This window comes from Stenotrophomonas sp. GW821-FHT01H02A, assembly GCF_059422145.1.
This window is the reverse complement of the sequence record NZ_JBWKWI010000009.1, coordinates 23,189-39,149: the sequence shown is the minus strand read 5'-3', so window position 1 is coordinate 39,149 and position 15,961 is coordinate 23,189. Positions and strand designations below refer to the sequence as shown.

At 69.5% G+C, this 15,961-nt stretch carries 15 protein-coding genes; 2 read left to right on the top strand and 13 right to left on the bottom strand.

Going from position 1 to position 15,961, the window contains the following annotated elements; genetic code table 11:
* Positions 1–12: 12 nt before the first annotated feature.
* From AC07WC_RS14160 to AC07WC_RS14125, 8 genes are all read right to left on the bottom strand, one after another.
* Positions 13–1,032: an AAA family ATPase gene (locus tag AC07WC_RS14160; RefSeq protein ID WP_495210561.1), complete on the bottom strand. Its 1,020-nt coding sequence runs from the start codon at positions 1,030–1,032 to the stop codon at positions 13–15.
* A complete protein-coding gene (locus AC07WC_RS14155; protein ID WP_495210560.1) occupies positions 1,029–2,207 on the bottom strand; it encodes a DUF4350 domain-containing protein in 1,179 nt (392 codons plus the stop codon). Before AC07WC_RS14155 ends, AC07WC_RS14160 begins: the two co-directional genes overlap by 4 nt.
* Complete coding sequence (locus AC07WC_RS14150; RefSeq protein ID WP_495210559.1) at positions 2,204–3,874, bottom strand: DUF4129 domain-containing protein; 1,671 nt, start codon at positions 3,872–3,874, stop codon at positions 2,204–2,206. Before AC07WC_RS14150 ends, AC07WC_RS14155 begins: the two co-directional genes overlap by 4 nt.
* On the bottom strand, positions 3,864–4,856 hold the full coding sequence (locus AC07WC_RS14145) for a stage II sporulation protein M (protein ID WP_495210558.1): 993 nt from the start codon (positions 4,854–4,856) through the stop codon (positions 3,864–3,866). Before AC07WC_RS14145 ends, AC07WC_RS14150 begins: the two co-directional genes overlap by 11 nt.
* Entirely contained in the window at positions 4,853–5,542 is a 690-nt protein-coding gene (locus AC07WC_RS14140) for an RDD family protein (protein ID WP_495210676.1), read from the bottom strand. Before AC07WC_RS14140 ends, AC07WC_RS14145 begins: the two co-directional genes overlap by 4 nt.
* Before the next feature lie 121 nt (positions 5,543–5,663).
* Complete coding sequence (locus AC07WC_RS14135; RefSeq protein ID WP_495210557.1) at positions 5,664–6,194, bottom strand: gamma carbonic anhydrase family protein; 531 nt, start codon at positions 6,192–6,194, stop codon at positions 5,664–5,666.
* Between the two features lie 211 nt (positions 6,195–6,405).
* Positions 6,406–8,295, bottom strand: a complete 1,890-nt coding sequence (gene mnmG, locus AC07WC_RS14130; RefSeq protein WP_495210556.1) for a tRNA uridine-5-carboxymethylaminomethyl(34) synthesis enzyme MnmG — start codon at positions 8,293–8,295, stop codon at positions 6,406–6,408.
* A gap of 491 nt (positions 8,296–8,786) precedes the next feature.
* The gene (locus AC07WC_RS14125) at positions 8,787–9,311 is read right to left on the bottom strand and encodes a hypothetical protein (protein WP_495210555.1); all 525 of its coding nucleotides are present in this window, start codon (positions 9,309–9,311) and stop codon (positions 8,787–8,789) included.
* Between the two features lie 148 nt (positions 9,312–9,459).
* On the opposite strand from AC07WC_RS14125, the gene AC07WC_RS14120 reads away from it, so the two are divergent.
* Positions 9,460–10,419: a pyridoxal-phosphate dependent enzyme gene (locus AC07WC_RS14120; RefSeq protein WP_495210554.1), complete on the top strand. Its 960-nt coding sequence runs from the start codon at positions 9,460–9,462 to the stop codon at positions 10,417–10,419.
* Positions 10,404–11,015 carry a YdcF family protein gene (locus AC07WC_RS14115; RefSeq protein WP_495210553.1) on the top strand — a complete coding sequence of 204 codons (612 nt, stop codon included), beginning with the start codon at positions 10,404–10,406 and terminating at the stop codon, positions 11,013–11,015. The genes AC07WC_RS14120 and AC07WC_RS14115 overlap by 16 nt, the downstream gene beginning before the upstream one ends.
* A gap of 93 nt (positions 11,016–11,108) precedes the next feature.
* Here the strand turns inward: AC07WC_RS14115 and bioC are convergent, their stop codons facing one another.
* The 5 genes from bioC to bioB all read right to left on the bottom strand — a co-directional run bounded on the left by bioC (position 11,109) and on the right by bioB (position 15,959).
* Positions 11,109–11,993 (bottom strand): malonyl-ACP O-methyltransferase BioC, encoded by an 885-nt coding sequence (bioC, locus tag AC07WC_RS14110; RefSeq protein ID WP_495210552.1) that lies wholly within the window; start codon positions 11,991–11,993, stop codon positions 11,109–11,111.
* A gap of 37 nt (positions 11,994–12,030) precedes the next feature.
* Positions 12,031–12,813 (bottom strand): SDR family oxidoreductase, encoded by a 783-nt coding sequence (locus AC07WC_RS14105; protein ID WP_495210551.1) that lies wholly within the window; start codon positions 12,811–12,813, stop codon positions 12,031–12,033.
* A gap of 59 nt (positions 12,814–12,872) precedes the next feature.
* Positions 12,873–13,634, bottom strand: a complete 762-nt coding sequence (gene bioH, locus AC07WC_RS14100; protein ID WP_495210550.1) for a pimeloyl-ACP methyl ester esterase BioH — start codon at positions 13,632–13,634, stop codon at positions 12,873–12,875.
* A gap of 16 nt (positions 13,635–13,650) precedes the next feature.
* Positions 13,651–14,862: an 8-amino-7-oxononanoate synthase gene (gene bioF, locus AC07WC_RS14095; RefSeq protein ID WP_495210549.1), complete on the bottom strand. Its 1,212-nt coding sequence runs from the start codon at positions 14,860–14,862 to the stop codon at positions 13,651–13,653.
* A gap of 62 nt (positions 14,863–14,924) precedes the next feature.
* Positions 14,925–15,959 carry a biotin synthase BioB gene (gene bioB / locus AC07WC_RS14090; protein WP_495210548.1) on the bottom strand — a complete coding sequence of 345 codons (1,035 nt, stop codon included), beginning with the start codon at positions 15,957–15,959 and terminating at the stop codon, positions 14,925–14,927.
* Between the last annotated feature and the right edge of the window lie 2 nt (positions 15,960–15,961).

The following is a 15,961-nucleotide window of genomic DNA, read 5'->3' as shown; positions in this document are numbered from 1 at the left end:
GGAGGCGGCCGCTCATTTGCGCGGTGCATCCACCTTGGCCAGCAGCGCAATCAGCGCATCGTCGGCGCTCTGTCCTTCGATCTGCAGTTCCGGCGCCAGCGCGATGCGGTGGCGCAGTGCCGGCTTGGCGATGTCGCGCACGTCATCCGGGGTGACGAAATCACGGCCGGACAGCACCGCCTGCGCACGCGCCGCACGCACCAGCGCGATGCTGCCGCGCGGGCCGGCACCGAGCGCGATGCCCGGCCACTGACGGGTGGCGGCGACGATCCGCACCGCGTAGTCGATCACCTCCGGATCGACCGTGATCGCCGCGGTGGCCTGCTGCAGCGCGACCACCTCGGCGCCGCTCAGCACGCGCGGCACCTGCGAGAAATCGAAGTCGGCCGCGCTGCGGCCGGTGGTGATCGCATCGACCATGCGCTTCTCGTCTTCCAGCGCCGGGTAGTCGATCAGCACCTTGAGCAGGAAGCGGTCCAGCTGCGCTTCCGGCAGCGGGTAGGTGCCTTCCTGCTCGACCGGGTTCTGGGTGGCCAGGGCCAGGAACGGTGGAGTCAGCGCGAACGCCTTGCCCTCGATCGTGACCTGGCCTTCCTGCATCACTTCCAGCAGGGCCGACTGGGTCTTGGCCGGCGCACGGTTGATTTCATCGGCGAGCAGCAGGTTGGTGAACACCGGGCCGCGGCGGATCTTGAAGCTCTCCGTCTTCGGGTCGTACACCGCATGGCCGCTGACATCGCTGGGCATCAGGTCCGGGGTGAACTGCACGCGGCCGTAGTCCAGCTCCAACGCCTGGGCGAGGGCGCGCACCAGGAGGGTCTTGCCCAGCCCGGGCACGCCTTCGATCAGCACGTGGCCACCGGCCAGCAGCGCGATCAGGATCTGGTCCAGTACCTCGGGCTGGCCGATGAAGGCGCGGCCCACCGCCTCGCGCACGGCATCGACGCGCTCGGACAACGGCGACGGCGATGGCGAGGGTGATGGCGTCACGGCAGGAGGGGACAGCGGCGGCGGAAGCGTCGGCTCGGTCATAGCAGGTTTCTCATCTGGATCAGCAGGCGGATGCGGTCGCGCAGGCCGGCGACGTCGTGGGAAGCGGGTGGGGTCAAGGCGGTCTGCACGCGCTCGTGCGACCACTGCAACAACGTGGCGACGGCCTGCACCCGGGCCTCGCCGGTCAGCGCGGCCGCACTCGGCGAACGCCGCCGCAGGCGCGCCAGGAATGCACGCCGGACCGCGTCGTACAGCAGCGGCGCCTTGCCGAAGCGCAACAGGTGCTCGCCGCTGGCGCGGATGTGTTCCAGCAGCGAGCGGCGTTCCGCGGCGGGGGAGGGCAGTTCGCTGCCCAGGCGCTGCCCGCGCTGCCAGAGCCAGCCGAGCAGGGCCAGCAGCAACGGCGCCCAGACCGGCCAGCCAAGGTAGAACACGCGGTTCCACAACGAGGGCGGGCGCGAGGCGTAGACCAGCCACATCGTGCCCTTGCCGTAATTGGGTGCGAGCACGTAGCGGGTCAGGTCGCGATGGGCTCTGTCGTGCAGGCCGTCGATGGTGGCATTGGCCGCGTTCGGCGGGACCGCCGGGTTGGGCCGGCCCTTGCCGTGCATGAAGGCCATGTCGGCCAGCACATCGATGCGGCCCTGGCCGTGGCGCAGGCGGACGAAGGCCAGATCGCCCGTGTCGCCCCATTCGCGTTCGATGGCCATGCCAGCGGGTGGCTGCGCCGCGAAGCGGCGACCATTGCAGAATTCGACGTGCTGCGGATCGTCACGCACGTGGAACTGCTGGCAATAGCTCTCGTAGTCCTCGCTGTCCACGCCGAGCGCGTCCAGCAGCGGTCCATTTCGCGCGTCGTCCTTGCCCACCGGCGGCGTGCGGACGATCAGGTGTCCACCGCGTTGCACCCAGGCCATCAGCGCCGTGACGGCCGGCGCGGGCACTTCCGCGCTGTCCTGCAGCAGCACCAGGGTGTCACCGGGCTCCAGCGGCATCCGGGTCAGGTCCAGGCGCGGCCGCGACTGCACGGTGATGCCGTCCGCGCGCAGCGCCTGGCCGAGCACGTACAGCGGGTTGTAGCTGGCTTCGCCCTGTGGCGGCAGGTGCTCGACCTGGCTCACCCGCTCGTGCGTCCGCAGGAACAGAATCGCCAGCGGCACCGCGATCACCAGCAGCACGAGGCCGACCAGCAACCAGCGCAGGCGCGCGCTCATGCGCGCCACCCGAACTGGCTCTGCAGGGTGGCGGCCAAGGCCTCGAATTCGTCATCGGTCGGCAGCCGGCCGGCATACGCGGCGTATTGCCAGACCCGCACGATGCGCGCGAACAGGCGGCGATCGGCCTCGACCGGCATCTGTCGCGAGGCCCGCAGGCACTGCGCTTCGGTGGCGCCCGGTGGCAGGCTGATCTGCGCGCGCTCGCTCATGGCGTCTACGCTCGCGCGATACAACAACGCCAGCGCCTGGCGTGGTCGGCCCTCCTGCCACAGCGCACGGGCACGTGCGGCGGGATCGGGCGGTACCACGTCCGGTATCGCGATCGCTTCTTCCACCACCGCGGCCGCCTTCGCCCGATGGCGCCGGCCGGAGCCGCGCAGCCACGGCAGCCAGCGCGGCGCGGTGATCAGCAGCAGCACCACCAGGATGCCGACCACCGCCCACAACATCCATTCGGCGATCTGTGCGGGCAACAACGGACCCTTGGCGCCACCTTGCCCCGTGCCTTTGGTCGTGGCCCCGCGTTTTGCCTTTTCGGCCTCGGCCGCGTCGGTGTCCGTGCGCTTCCACTCGGTGACCTCGCGCGTCGGGCTCTGCAGCGGGTCTTCGTACGCGCGCTGCACCGCCTGGCGGAAGCCGGCGGTGTCCACGGCCTCGTTGCCGAAGATGCCGACCGGCGTGTTGTCCGGATCGTTGTCGTAGGTCAGGGGTGGATCATCTGTTTCGTCATCTGCTGCGTCGTCGTCGCCCGCATCGGAGGCCGGCGCCAGGCCGTCCTCGGGCGATGATGCATCGTCCGGTGCCGTCAGCGTGCCGTGGCTGCTCGACGGCGGCGGTACCTGCTGGGCGTGCAGCCCCGACCCCGGCCACGCCAGTACCAGGGCCAGCACCAGCAGCGGCGCGGCCTGCTGCAGCCGCGCGTGCAGGCGGCGGAAAGCGATTTCCAGATCCCATGCTTCCATCTGCGTGCGCCGGTCCAGGTACAGGCCGAATCCGGCGCCGACGTAGAACGGACCGATCAGCGTGGCGGCAGCCCAGAACAGCAGGTTCACGCCCAGCTGCATCCAGGCCGGCATGTCCTGCTTGGCCAGCTCCCATGCCGCGCGCCAGGATTCGGACAGCAGGTCCACCGGGATGAACATGAACATTGCCGCGATGCCACCGACCACCAGTACGATCTCGAAGACCATGCAGACCGCCGTCAGCAGCAGCCCGTGCCCTATCGCACCTGCGGCGATCGCGCGCCGACGCTGGCGACGATGCGCTGGATCGGCACCTTCCAGCAGATTGACGGGCAGCAGCACCGGGCGCAGCGGGCTCAGGCGCCGCCAGCCGAGGTAGCCCCAGAAGCCCTGCCAGCCCCACGTACGCTGCGCGCGCAGTGTCTGCGCCGTCGTCGATACATCGCCGAACACCCCACGCGAGATCACGTACAGCGCGATCCGCTCGAACAACGGCTTGAGCCACCACATCGCCAGCCAGGCCCAGCCGAAACTGTCGGTCCACCAGGCCAATGCATTGAGCAGCACGAACACCGGCAGCGAGGCGGCCACCCAGGGCGCCCAGATCGCGGCGGCATGGCGACGGACCAGGGCCATGCCCAGCTCCATGGCTTCCCAGCCCGAGCGCGCGCGCAGCACGACGTTGAGCCGATCAATCTGCATCGGCCCCTCCGCGTCCGCCGCGCCACAACCACACCAGTACCGCGGTCCACAGCACGGCTGCCACGCTGTATTTGCCCCACGCCGGGATCGCCGCGATCGAGGACCAGAAAGCCTCGATGAACGCGGCGATCAACAGCATCGCGGCGACGCCGACGCACAGCTTGGCGCCGATCACACCGCCCTCCACCAGCGCATCGATGCGCCGCCGCCGACCGGGTGCGAGCAGTTTCATGCCCAGCTGCATCCCGGCACCGCCGGCGATCACGATCGCGGTCAGCTCGAATGCACCGTGGCCAGCCACGAAGCGCCAGAATGGATCGCCGTGGCCGATGTGCTGCAGGTGCCCGGCGACCGAGCCGATGCCGACGCCGTTGAACAGCATCACCAACACCGTGCCAATGCCGGCGATCAAGCCGAACGCGAACGTGCGCAGGCCGATGCTGATGTTGTTCATGATGTAGTAGCCGAACATCGTCCAGTTGGTCCCACTGTCGCGGCCCAGGTTCGGCGAGGCCGGATCGTACATGCGTTCGAACTCGGCGATGCGGGCGTTGTCCATCAAGAGATGGATCAGCTCGGGGCGCCACAGGATCAGCGCGAAACTCCCCGCCAGCGGTATCACGAACAATGCCGCGGCCACCCACATGCTGCGCGCCTGGCTGCGCACCAGCTGCGGGAAGTCGGCGAACAGGAAGGCGAGCGCGCGCTGCCACTGCGGGCGCGGGGTGCGGTACAGCAGGGTGTGGCCCTGCTGCATCAGCTGCTGCAGCCGCGCCACCAGCTGCGGGCTGTAACCACGCCGGCGCGCCAGCGCGAGCTGCTGGCACAGGCGGCGGTAGCGCTGCGGGAAGTCGCCGTCGTCCAGGCCTGCATGGGTCGGCTGCCGGCGCGCCTGCCGCGGGTGCTCACCGCGCTGGGCCAGCCAGTGCTCCAGCGCCTGCCACTCGGCCTGGTAGCGGGCAACGAACTGTTCCTGTCTCATCGCCGTCCCAGCAGCCAGTTGGCCATCGCATACAGGCGCAGCACGCCGACCTGGCCGTGGCTTCCGGTGAGCGGCGCGGCGATATCGGCCAGTTCCTGCTGGCGTGGCGCCGACAGCCGCGGCGCGCGTTCGGCAAAGGCGACCACGGCGGCCTGTTCGGCGGGCTGCAGCGGTTGCGGTGGTGCCAGCACGCTGCCGACCGCCACCGTGCCGCCCAGCGGCGCCGCGCCCTGGTGGATCACTACGGTACCGGCGACCAGATCGCCGAGGCGGCGGCCATGCGCGTCGAACAGGCTCGACAGCAGCCCCAGCGCATAGCCGAACGGCAGCATGTCCACGGTGCGCAGCAGGTTGCGGGTGACCGCGCTCATCCAGCCGATCGGCCCGCCATCGCGCGCGACCACGCGCAGGCCCATCGCGCGCTTGCCCAGCGTGCGGCCCCAGCAGGCCTCCTGGACGATGGTGTAGGCCCACATCAGCAGGAACATCAGGCCCAGATAAAGCCCTTGGCCGAATCCGCCGAGGAAGGCCAGCGGAATGCTCAGCAGCATCAGCGCGCCGATCCGGATCACGAAGTCGATCACCCAGGCCAGCGCACGCGGCAATGGACCGGCCACGGGCAGGTGCAGGGGCACGCCTTCGGGAGTGATGACCTCCCGGTACGTATCCAGCATCGGCGCGCTCATCGGCGGCACATCGCGGTGGGGGGTACGGAAGGGCACAAGGGACGCCGGATTCCTCTCCGGTCTGCCAGCGGGGGCATGCGGGTCTCGACTGCTTCCTGGTCGGCTGAGGACTTTACCGCAATCAACCCCGGTACTGATCCTTCAGGCGCACATAGTGATCGGCCGAGTAATGCAGCGATTCGATCTCCTTGGCGCTGAGCGTGCGCGCCAGCCGCGCCGGGTTGCCCAGCCACAGCTCGCCTTCGCCGACCACCTTGCCCGGGCCGAGTACCGCGCCGGCGCCCAGGAACCCATGCGTGCCCACCTTGGCGCCATCGAGGATGCAGGCGCCCATGCCGATCAGGCAGTAATCGCCGATCGTGCAGGCATGGATGATGGTGCCATGGCCGACCGTGACGCCCTCACCGATGATCGTCGGGTAGCCGCCCTTGTTGAACGGGCTGTGGTGGCTGACGTGGATGATGGTGCCGTCCTGGATGTTGCTGCGCGCACCGATCCGGACGTGGTTCACATCGCCGCGGATCACCGTGCCCGGCCACACCGAGACGTCATCGCCCAGCACCACATCGCCGATGATCGTGCAGGCCGGATCGATGTAGACGCGTTCGCCGAGTACCGGCAGCTTGTCGAGGAAGGGGCGGATCGGGGACATGCGCAAACTCCGGCAACGCAGGGCTGGGACGCCGCCTGCAGCGTTGTCCCGGCCCCCGATGATAACGCGGGGGCGCCTGCCCCTTGCCGATCGCCCGCAAACCCCCGCCCGCCACCCGCGGTAGAGCCGACCGTTGGTCGGCTGCCCGGAATCCCCCGGCGGTTGCTGTGCAGCCGACCAACGGTCGGCTCTACCGGGGGCGGGTGCCGCGTTACGCGGCGCGGATGCGGCGCGCGCGTTCCAGATGCACCAGCAGCAGCGAGATCGCTGCGGGCGTCATGCCGGGGATGCGCTGGGCCTGGCCGATCGTCTGCGGACGCACGCGCTCGAGCTTCTGCTGCACCTCCGCCGAGAGACCGCGCACGCTGGCGTAATCGAAATCGGCGGCGATGGCGGTGTTCTCATGGCGCTGCTGGCGCTCGATTTCGTCGCGCTGGCGGTCCAGGTAGCCGGCGTACTTCACCCCGATCTCGACCTGTTCGGCGACCTTGGCATCGGCCACGGCCGGGCCGAGCGACGGCACCTGCATGAGCGTGGCGTAGTCCAGTTCCGGGCGCTTGATCAGGTCGAGCACGTTGGTTTCGCGGCTGACCGCCACCCCCAGCGTGGCTTCCACCTCGCGGCCGAGCGCATTGCCCGGGGTCGCCCACAGTGCACGCAGGCGCGCGGTTTCCTGTGCCACGGCGTCCTGCTTGGTCTGGAATGCCGCCCAGCGACGGTCATCGACCAGGCCCAGTTCGCGGCCGAAGCCGGTCAGGCGCACGTCGGCATTGTCCTCGCGCAACTGCAGCCGGTATTCGGCGCGGCTGGTGAACATGCGGTACGGCTCGTTGGTGCCATGGGTGATCAGGTCGTCGACCAGCACGCCCAGGTACGCCTCGTCGCGGCGCGGGCACCAGCCGGCTTCCTCGCGGGTGAAACGCGCGGCATTGAGGCCGGCCAGCAGGCCCTGCGCAGCGGCTTCTTCATAGCCGGTGGTGCCGTTGATCTGGCCGGCGAAGAACAGGCCGCTGACGGTCTTGGTCTCCAGCGTGTTCTTCAGCCCGCGCGGATCGAAGAAGTCGTATTCGATCGCATAGCCGGGGCGGGTGATATGCGCATTCTCGAAGCCGCGCATGCTGCGCACCAGCGCCAGCTGCACATCGAACGGCAGCGAGGTGGAGATGCCGTTGGGATAGATCTCGACCACGTCCAGCCCTTCGGGCTCGACGAAGATCTGGTGGCTGGCCTTCTCGGCGAAGCGCACCACCTTGTCCTCGATGGAGGGGCAGTAGCGCGGGCCGATGCCTTCGATCTGGCCGCTGTACAGCGGCGAGCGATGCAGCGCGTTGCGGATGATCTCGTGAGTGCGCTCGCTGGTGTGGGTGATCCAGCAGCTGACCTGCGCCGGGTGCTCGTCCACGCTGCCCAGGAAGGACATCACCGGGCGCGGGTCGTCACCGGGCTGCTCTTCCATCAGGCCGTAGTCCAGCGAACGGCCGTCGATGCGCGGCGGGGTGCCGGTCTTCAGGCGGTCGATCACGAACGGGCGTTCGCGCAGGCGCGCGGCCAGCGTGGTCGCCGGCGGGTCGCCCATGCGGCCGGCGGCGTATTGGGTCTCGCCGACGTGGATCTTGCCGGCCAGGAAGGTGCCGGCGGTCAGCACCACCGCCGGCGCGCTGAAGCGCAGGCCGGTCTGGGTGATGGCGCCGCGGACGGCATCGCCGTCGATGACCAGGTCATCGACCGCCGCCTGGAACACGGTGAGGTTGGACTGGGCCTCGACGATCTGGCGGATCGCCATGCGGTAGAGGTTGCGGTCAGCCTGGCAGCGCGTGGCGCGCACGGCGGGGCCCTTGGAGGCGTTGAGCGTGCGCCACTGGATGCCGGCGCGGTCGGCCGCATGGGCCATCGCGCCGCCCAGGGCGTCGATCTCCTTGACCAGGTGGCCCTTGCCGATCCCGCCGATGGCCGGGTTGCAGCTCATCGCGCCGATCGTCTCGACGTTATGGGTCAGCAGCAGGGTGCGCGCACCGCTGCGTGCGGCGGCCAGCGCGGCCTCGGTGCCGGCGTGGCCGCCGCCGATGACGATCACGTCGTAGCGGTAGAAGGAGTCAGTCATGGCGGAGGAGCTCGGGACGGGGCCGGGCGGCCCGGATCAGCCCTGGCGGCAGGGCGCGGATGGCGATTTTAGCGCCATTCGTCGGGGGCAATGAAATCAACCCTCAAGTTGGCACGTTTTCTGCAGATAACCCAATAGCACCCAGGATGGCATGCGCCTTGTGCGCAACGGACCGGAATTGGAACAGGGGCCGGTCCAAGCGCATCGTGGGGAAGCAGAGGGGCCGGCAGTCGGGGGACTGCCGGCCCTGTTTTTTTGATGCGCCCGCGGAAAACGGGCGGCCCAGATGCAGAAGGCCCCGCCAGTGGCGGGGCCTTCTGCGTTTAAGGTGCCGACATCCGACAGGGCCGGAACAGGGGGGATCCAGATGTTCCTGGCGGATATCGACATAGAGCCGAATGTGACGCCACTTGTCGCTTTTGGCACTTTGTGACCGTGGCTGTCACCGCACGGCTAGATTGAACGGCCGGGCGCGTGAAAATCAAGCCACCTCAGGGCTCAACTGTGCGTTGGTTCGCATTGTTGAGATTCCGCCACGGGGAACCGTTCATCCTTGGCGAAGAGGGACGGGGTGCCTGGGCCGGGCGCGCCTGTGGCGGCGGCGACGGGCGCTGCTGTTGCTGCTGCGGCCGGCGCGGTCCACTCATCGAATCCATGTTCCGCCACGGGGAGCCGCCGTTGCTCGGACGCGGGCGATCCGGCGGACGGGTGGGGTTGCCTCCGTTGCCATTGCCGGGGCGCGGCGGCGGCCGATGATTGTGCGGCGGGCGATAATTCGGATACGGGCGATACACCGGATAGCCGTAGCCACCGCCATAGCCGCCCCCGTACCCGTAGTAGCCACTGCCGTAGTAGCCGCTGCCGTACCCGTAGGGGTATCCGGCCGGATAGCGGTACTCGACCGAGGGTGCGCCGTGGTAGTAGCCATTGCCGCCGCCACCGCCGACATAGTCGTACGTCGCGCAGCCGGACAGGGCCAACAACAGGCCACCGGCAAGAACAAGGCGCATTTTCATGATGGGGTCCCCCCAAAGGGCTGTAGGGCCAGCTTCGGCCCAGGGCATTGAATCAGCCCTTAACTCGGCCCGATCCGAATGAATGGTTGCCATGCTGACACGTTCATCAAGACGGATGTGGGCGGGGGGCATACGTTAATCTTGCGTCATGAGCGATTCACCCTTGCCCTGTGTTGACGACGTGCTGGCGGCGGCGGCGCGCATTGCCGCGCATGCCTGCGTGACCCCGGTGCTGCGCTCGCGCACGCTGGATGCGATGACCGGTGCCACCGTGTGGTTCAAGGCCGAACACCTGCAGCGCAGCGGCGCCTTCAAGTTCCGCGGCGCCTGCAACGCCGTCTGGGCACTGGATGAGGCGCAGGCCCGCCGCGGGGTGGTCACCCACTCCTCGGGCAACCATGGCGCCGCCCTCGCGCTGGCCGCGCGCACCCGTGGCATCGCCTGCCACGTGATCGTGCCCGAGGGCGCGGTGGCGGCCAAGCTGGCCAACATCGGTCGCCACGGCGCCACGCTGTGGCGCTGCGATGCTTCGATCGCCGCGCGCGAGGCGATGTGCGCACAGGTCCAGGCCGAAACCGGGGCGACCCTGGTCCATCCCTATACCGACCCCGGCGTGATCGCCGGCCAGGGCACGGCCGCGCTGGAGCTGCTGCACGCCAGCCACGGGCTGGACGTGATGGTGGTGCCGATCGGCGGCGGTGGCCTGGCCGCCGGTACGCGGCTGGCGCTGCAGGCGGCCGCTCCCCATGCAGAGCTGGTCCTGGCCGAGCCGGCAGGTGCGGCCGACACTGCGCGCTCGCTGGCGGCGGGTGAGCGCCGCATCGATTTCACCCCCGACACCATCTGCGATGGCCTGCGCGGGACGCTGGGCGCGCCCAACTTCGCGCTGCTGCGGGGCGCGGCCCAGGTCATCACCGTCGCCGATGACGCCACCGTCGCCGCGATGCGATTGATCTGGCAAGTGCTCAAACAGGTGGTCGAGCCTTCTTCGGCGATTGCCCTGGCGGCGATCCTCGCCGAGCCGGCGCGCTTTGCCGGCAAACGCGTGGGCGTGGTGCTGTCCGGCGGCAATGTCGATCTGGACGCGCTGCCGTGGGACGCGGCATGAGCCGACGGACACGGGTAGGTTTCTTCGGGTGGCTGTGGCGGCTGTGCATCGTGCTGGCCGTGTGGCTGCTCGGAGTCACCGCGTGGATCGTCTGGATCGGCGAGCGCGACCAGGCGCAGAAGGCCGACGCGATCATCGTGCTCGGCGCGGCGGCCTACGACGCCAAACCCTCGCCGGTGTTCGAAGAGCGGATCCGGCACGGGCTGGATCTCTACCAGCAGGGGTATGCGCCGCTGCTGATCTTCACCGGTGGCTACGGCGGCACCGGCGCGCGTTTTTCCGAATCGCAGGTCGCACGTCGCTATGCGCTCAAGCAGGGCGTGCCCGATGACGCGATCCTGATCGAGACCGCCTCGCGCACCACCCGGCAGAACCTGATCGAGGCGCGGCGGTTGATGGAGCAGCGCAAGCTGCACCGCGTGATCATCGTCAGCGACCCGCTGCACATGGCCCGCGCACTGCGCCTGTGCCGCGAGCTGGGCATCGATGCGCTGGCCTCGTCCACGCCGAGCACGCGCTTCCGCAGCTTCCACACCAGCTGGCGGTTCCTGGCGCAGGAAATCTACTTCTTCCATCGCGATCTGTTCCCGTCGTAGCGCCGACCGTTGGTCGGCCGGACCGCCGAGCCGCCCTGCGGGCAGCCGACCAACGGTCGGCTCTACGCGATCAGCGCGGTCGGCGCGGTCGGCTCAGGGCGTTCTGCGGCGGATCGGGATCGCCGACACCGGCACCGTGGCGACATCGTGGCCGCGCTCGCGGATCGGTGCGCCGCCTTCCGGCGCCCACGCGTGTGCGTAGATCACTTCCCAGCTGCTGGGCAACTTGCCGTCCTCGCGCCGCAGCGGCTCGTACGCAGCACGTGCGGCATCGAAACGCCCGCGCCCGGTCAGCGTGTGGCGGCGGTCCTGGCGCGCGTTGGTGGCGCCGATCGCCTGCAACTCGCGCATCAGTGCGGTCAGGTCGTCGTAGGTCAGGGTGAACAGGTCGCGGTCCAGCACCGGATCGCGGAAGCCGGACATCATCAGCGCGTCGCCGAACTGCGCGATCGGGGCGAAACGACTGACATGCGGCACCTCGTCGGCGGCGGCGAACGCATCGCGCAGTTCGATCAGCGTCTCCGGCCCGAACGTGGAGACCAGCAGCAGGCCGCCGGGCTTGAGCGCACGGCGGAACCCGGCGAATACCGCGGGCAGATCCTCCACCCACTGCAGGCACAGGTTGCTGAAGATCACATCCACGCTCTGGTCCAGCACCGGTAGTGCCTGCGCGTCCCCGCACACGCGCGAGAACGGCTTCCACCAGCCTGCCTGCTTCTTCGCTTCGCGCAGCATCGGCTGGGCCAGGTCCAGCGCGATCACCTGCGCCTTGGGCCAACGCTTCTTCATCAGCGCGCTGGCGTGGCCGGTGCCACTGCCGACATCGAGCACCACCTGTGGTTGGCGGTTTTCCAGGTAGTCCAGCGATTCAAGCAGGCGCTTCTCCACCTCGCGCTGCAGCGCGGCGGCGGCGTCGTAACTGCTGGCGGCGCGCGAGAAGGCGCGACGGACGTGATGCGGATCGAAGCTGGACGTCATGGGGTACTCACGGCTCAAAACGGTGGTGCGGGTGGAATCAGAAGGTGCCCGGGTAGGCGCCGCCATCGATCAGCAGGTTCTGCCCGGTGATGTAGCCGGCCTGCGCGCTGCACAGGAACGCGCAGGCGGCGCCGAACTCGTCGGCGGTGCCGAAGCGGCCGGCGGGAATATGCGTGCGTTTGCGTTCGGCCAACTGGCCGGCGTCGATGCCCTGCTGCTGCGCCAGGTAAGCGAAGTTGCCGCGCAGGCGATCGGTATCGAACTGGCCCGGCAGCAGATTGTTGAGGGTGACATTGTGGGCGACGGTCCTGCGTGCCAGCCCGGCCACGAACCCGGTCAGTCCGGAGCGTGCGCCGTTGGAGAGCCCGAGGATGTCGATCGGGGCCTTCACCGACGAGGACGTGATGTTGACCACGCGGCCAAAGCCGCGCTCGATCATGCCGTCCACGGTGGCGCGGATCAGCTCGATCGGGGCCAGCATGTTGGCGTCCAGCGCGGCGATCCAGTCCTCGCGGCTGAACTGGCGGAAATCGCCGGCCGGCGGTCCGCCCGCGTTGTTGACCAGGATGTCGACCTGGGGACAGGCGGCCAATGCAGCGGCGCGGCCTGTCGGCGTCGAGATGTCGGCGACCACCCCGATCACCTTGCGTGCGCCTGGCAGGGCCTGCAGCTCGAGCACGGCGCGGTCCAGTGCCGCTTCACCGCGCGCGGCGATGACCACGTTGACGCCTTCGCGTGCCAGCGCGCGCGCGCAGCCCAGCCCGAGGCCTTTGCTGGCGGCGCAGACCAGGGCCCAGCGGCCGGCGATTCCAAGATCCATGGGTCAGTCCTGTGGGAAAAGGCAGGCGTACATGATCGGCGATGCGCGGCCGGAACAGGTCAAGACAGCGCGGCAACAAAGTGTTGCAGCTGCGCGGCGACTTCGTCGGCATGGCCGAGGAACGGGGCATGCCCGCCGTGCGCCACCACGTGGGCCTGTGCGCCCGGGGCGAGCGCGGCGGCGGCCTGCATGGCCCGCGCCGAGACCAGCCGGTCGCGCTGGCCGGCCAGCCACAGGCTGGGCTTGCCCAAGGTGGCCAGGGCGCCGCGCAGGTCGGTGTTCTCCAGCAGGCGCAGGCCTTCCTGCAATGCGCGCGGGGCCGGCTCGCCGCGCGCGACCAGCATCTCGCGCAGCGTGCGCAGTTCCTGCCGCGCGTGCTCGGAGCCCATCGCGTCCAGCGCCAGGAAGCGCTCCAGCGTGCCGCGGTAGTCCTGCGCGAGATCCTGACCGAACTGTTCGAACACTGCCGGCTCCACCGCGTGCGGCCAGTCGTCGCCGCGCACGAAGCGCGGCGTGGCGGCGAGCATCGCCACGCCGCGAACCTGCGGCAGGGTGGCGGCGGCATGCAGGGCGAACAGGCCGCCGAGCGACCAGCCGCACCAGACCGCCGGCGGCGTGGCGGCGGCGATGGCATTGACCACGTAGGGCAGGCGCAGCGGCGTGCTGTCGTCGCGGCTGGCGCCGTGGCCGGGCAGATCCACCAGGTGCAGCTGGACGTGCGCGGACAGGCGCTCCACCAGCGGTGCGAACACGCCGCCATGCAGGGCCCAGCCGTGGATGAGGACCAGTGCCGGGCCCTGGCCGATGACATCGATATGCATGCTCAACTCTGCGGCGTCACGCGGTCAGGGCATTCAGCGCGTGCTGCTGGACCACGGTGTCGCGCGCGTGGGCGATCGCATCGACCAGCGCGTGGACCTGCGCCGGTGCATGCAGGGCGGACAGCGTCACGCGCAGGCGTGCCTTGCCTTCGGGGACGGTCGGCGGACGGATCGCGCTGACCAGGAAGCCGGCCGCTTCCAGCGCGGCCGACAGCGCCATCACGGTGGACTCGGCGCCGCACAGCAGCGGTTGGATCGGGGTATCCGATGGCATCAGTTCCAGACCGTGCTGGCGGGCGCCGGTGCGGAAGATGCCGATCAGTTCGGTGAGTTTCTCGCGGCGCCAGTCGTCGCGCCGCGCCAGCTTCACCGCCGCCAGTGCAGCGGCAGCCTGGGCCGGCGGCACGGCGGTGGTGTAGATATAGGGACGCGCGGTTTCGGCCAGGTGCTGGATCAGCGCCTCGTCGCCGAGCACGACCGCACCGCAGCCGCCGAGCGCCTTGCCGAGTGTCGCCAGCTGCAGCGGCACATCGTTGACGCCCAGGCCGGCCTCGGCCACGCAGCCGCGGCCGTGTTCGCCGACCACGCCGATGCCGTGCGCGTCATCGACGTACAGCAGTGCGTCCTGCATGCGCGCCACCAGCGACAACGACCGCAGCGGCGCGATGTCGCCATCCATGCTGAAAACGCCGTCGGTGGCCAGCATCGCCGCGCCGTTGGGTGCGTGCTTGAGCTGGCGCAGCGCGCCTTCGGTGTCCAGGTGCGGGTAGCGACGCAGGCGGCAACCGGCCAGGCGCGTGGCATCCAGCAGGCTGGCGTGGTTGAGCCGGTCCTGCACGCAGACGTCGTCTTCCTCGCTGAGCAGCGCCTGCTGCACGGCGAGGTTCGCAGCAAAGCCGCTGCCGAACAGCAGCGCCCGCGGATAACCGAGCCAATCGGCCATTTCCTGTTCCAGCGCTTCATGCAGTGCATGGTGGCCGCAGATCAAGTGCGAGGCGGTCGCGCCGGCGCCTTCGCGCGCGGCGGCATCCTGCAGTGCACTGACCACGCCGAACTGCTGCGACAGGCCCAGATAGTCATTGCTGCAGAAGTTGGTCAGCCATTGGCCGTCCACTTCCAGCTGCACGCCATCGCGCCGGCTCACCACACGGCGCACCCGCAGGCGCCCCTGCGCGTCGCGGAGCTTGCGCTGGGCCTGGATGCGGTCGTGCAGGTCAGGACGGGCCATGGTCGTCAGGGGGTCCGGGTGGGCCGTTAGCGTACCCGGTTGCCGGGCCCGCTGCTCGGGGCTCAGGCCGCCTGCCCGCAGCTGCCGCCGGCGGTGATGTCGGCGTGGACCATGCCCGGGTGGTCGTGCCCGGTGGCATCCACCGTGACCGCCATCGGGCGCAGGCCCAGCCGTTCGAACAGGACGAGGTCGCGCTCGGTGTCCGGGTTGCCGGTGGTCAGCAGCTTTTCGCCATGGAAGATGGAATTGGCCCCCGCCAGGAAGCACAGCGCCTGCAGCTCGTCGCTCATCGTCTCGCGCCCGGCCGACAGCCGTACCATCGAACGCGGCATGACGATCCGAGCCACCGCGATCATCCGCACGAACTCGAACGGATCCAGCTCGGCGGTGCCATGCAGCGGGGTGCCGGCGACCTGTACCAGGCGGTTGATCGGCACCGAGTCCGGGTGGGCAGGCAGGGTGGCCAGCGCCAGCAGCAGGCCGGCGCGGTGCTCGCGGGTCTCGCCCATGCCGACGATGCCGCCGCAGCACGTCTTCATCCCGGCATCGCGCACATGCTCCAGCGTGTCCAGCCGGTCCTGGTACTGGCGCGTGTGGATGATCGAATCGTAGTAGTCCGGCGCGGTGTCCAGGTTGTGGTTGTAGTAGTCCAGCCCGGCCTCACGCAGCGCGGTGGCCTGCTCGCCGCTGAGCATGCCCAAGGTGGCGCAGGTCTCCAGGCCGAGCGCCTTCACCTCGCGGATCATCGCCGCCACCTTGGGGATGTCGCGGTCCTTGGGCGAGCGCCAGGCCGCCCCCATGCAGAACCGCGAGGCGCCGGCCGCCTTGGCCTGGCGGGCCTTGGCGACCACCTCGTCGGTGGCCATCAGCTTCTGTGCATCCACCCCGGTGCTGTAGCGCTGTGCCTGCGGGCAGTACGCGCAGTCTTCCGGGCAACCGCCGGTCTTGACCGAGAGCAGGGTCGAGACCTGGACTTCCGCCGGATCAAACTGCTCACGGTGCACGCTGGCCGCGCGGTGCAGCAATGCCGGGAAGGGCAGCGCGAACAGGGCCAGCAGTTCTTCGCGATGCCAGTCGTGGCGGATGACAGAAGCCATGG

What these genes read in the sequence shown, in the direction of transcription:
- AC07WC_RS14120 (WP_495210554.1), top strand. Translation starts at nt 9,460, where the DNA reads ATGAGCGATTCACCCTTGCCCTGTGTTGACGACGTGCTGGCGGCGGCG.
- bioH (WP_495210550.1), bottom strand. Translation starts at nt 13,634, where the DNA reads ATGCATATCGATGTCATCGGCCAGGGCCCGGCACTGGTCCTCATCCAC.
- AC07WC_RS14140 (WP_495210676.1), bottom strand. Translation starts at nt 5,542, where the DNA reads ATGAGCGCGCCGATGCTGGATACGTACCGGGAGGTCATCACTCCCGAA.
- AC07WC_RS14135 (WP_495210557.1), bottom strand. Translation starts at nt 6,194, where the DNA reads ATGTCCCCGATCCGCCCCTTCCTCGACAAGCTGCCGGTACTCGGCGAA.
- bioF (WP_495210549.1), bottom strand. Translation starts at nt 14,862, where the DNA reads ATGGCCCGTCCTGACCTGCACGACCGCATCCAGGCCCAGCGCAAGCTC.
- bioB (WP_495210548.1), bottom strand. Translation starts at nt 15,959, where the DNA reads ATGGCTTCTGTCATCCGCCACGACTGGCATCGCGAAGAACTGCTGGCC.
- bioC (WP_495210552.1), bottom strand. Translation starts at nt 11,993, where the DNA reads ATGACGTCCAGCTTCGATCCGCATCACGTCCGTCGCGCCTTCTCGCGC.
- AC07WC_RS14160 (WP_495210561.1), bottom strand. Translation starts at nt 1,032, where the DNA reads ATGACCGAGCCGACGCTTCCGCCGCCGCTGTCCCCTCCTGCCGTGACG.
- mnmG (WP_495210556.1), bottom strand. Translation starts at nt 8,295, where the DNA reads ATGACTGACTCCTTCTACCGCTACGACGTGATCGTCATCGGCGGCGGC.
- AC07WC_RS14125 (WP_495210555.1), bottom strand. Translation starts at nt 9,311, where the DNA reads ATGAAAATGCGCCTTGTTCTTGCCGGTGGCCTGTTGTTGGCCCTGTCC.
- AC07WC_RS14155 (WP_495210560.1), bottom strand. Translation starts at nt 2,207, where the DNA reads ATGAGCGCGCGCCTGCGCTGGTTGCTGGTCGGCCTCGTGCTGCTGGTG.
- AC07WC_RS14150 (WP_495210559.1), bottom strand. Translation starts at nt 3,874, where the DNA reads ATGCAGATTGATCGGCTCAACGTCGTGCTGCGCGCGCGCTCGGGCTGG.
- AC07WC_RS14145 (WP_495210558.1), bottom strand. Translation starts at nt 4,856, where the DNA reads ATGAGACAGGAACAGTTCGTTGCCCGCTACCAGGCCGAGTGGCAGGCG.
- AC07WC_RS14105 (WP_495210551.1), bottom strand. Translation starts at nt 12,813, where the DNA reads ATGGATCTTGGAATCGCCGGCCGCTGGGCCCTGGTCTGCGCCGCCAGC.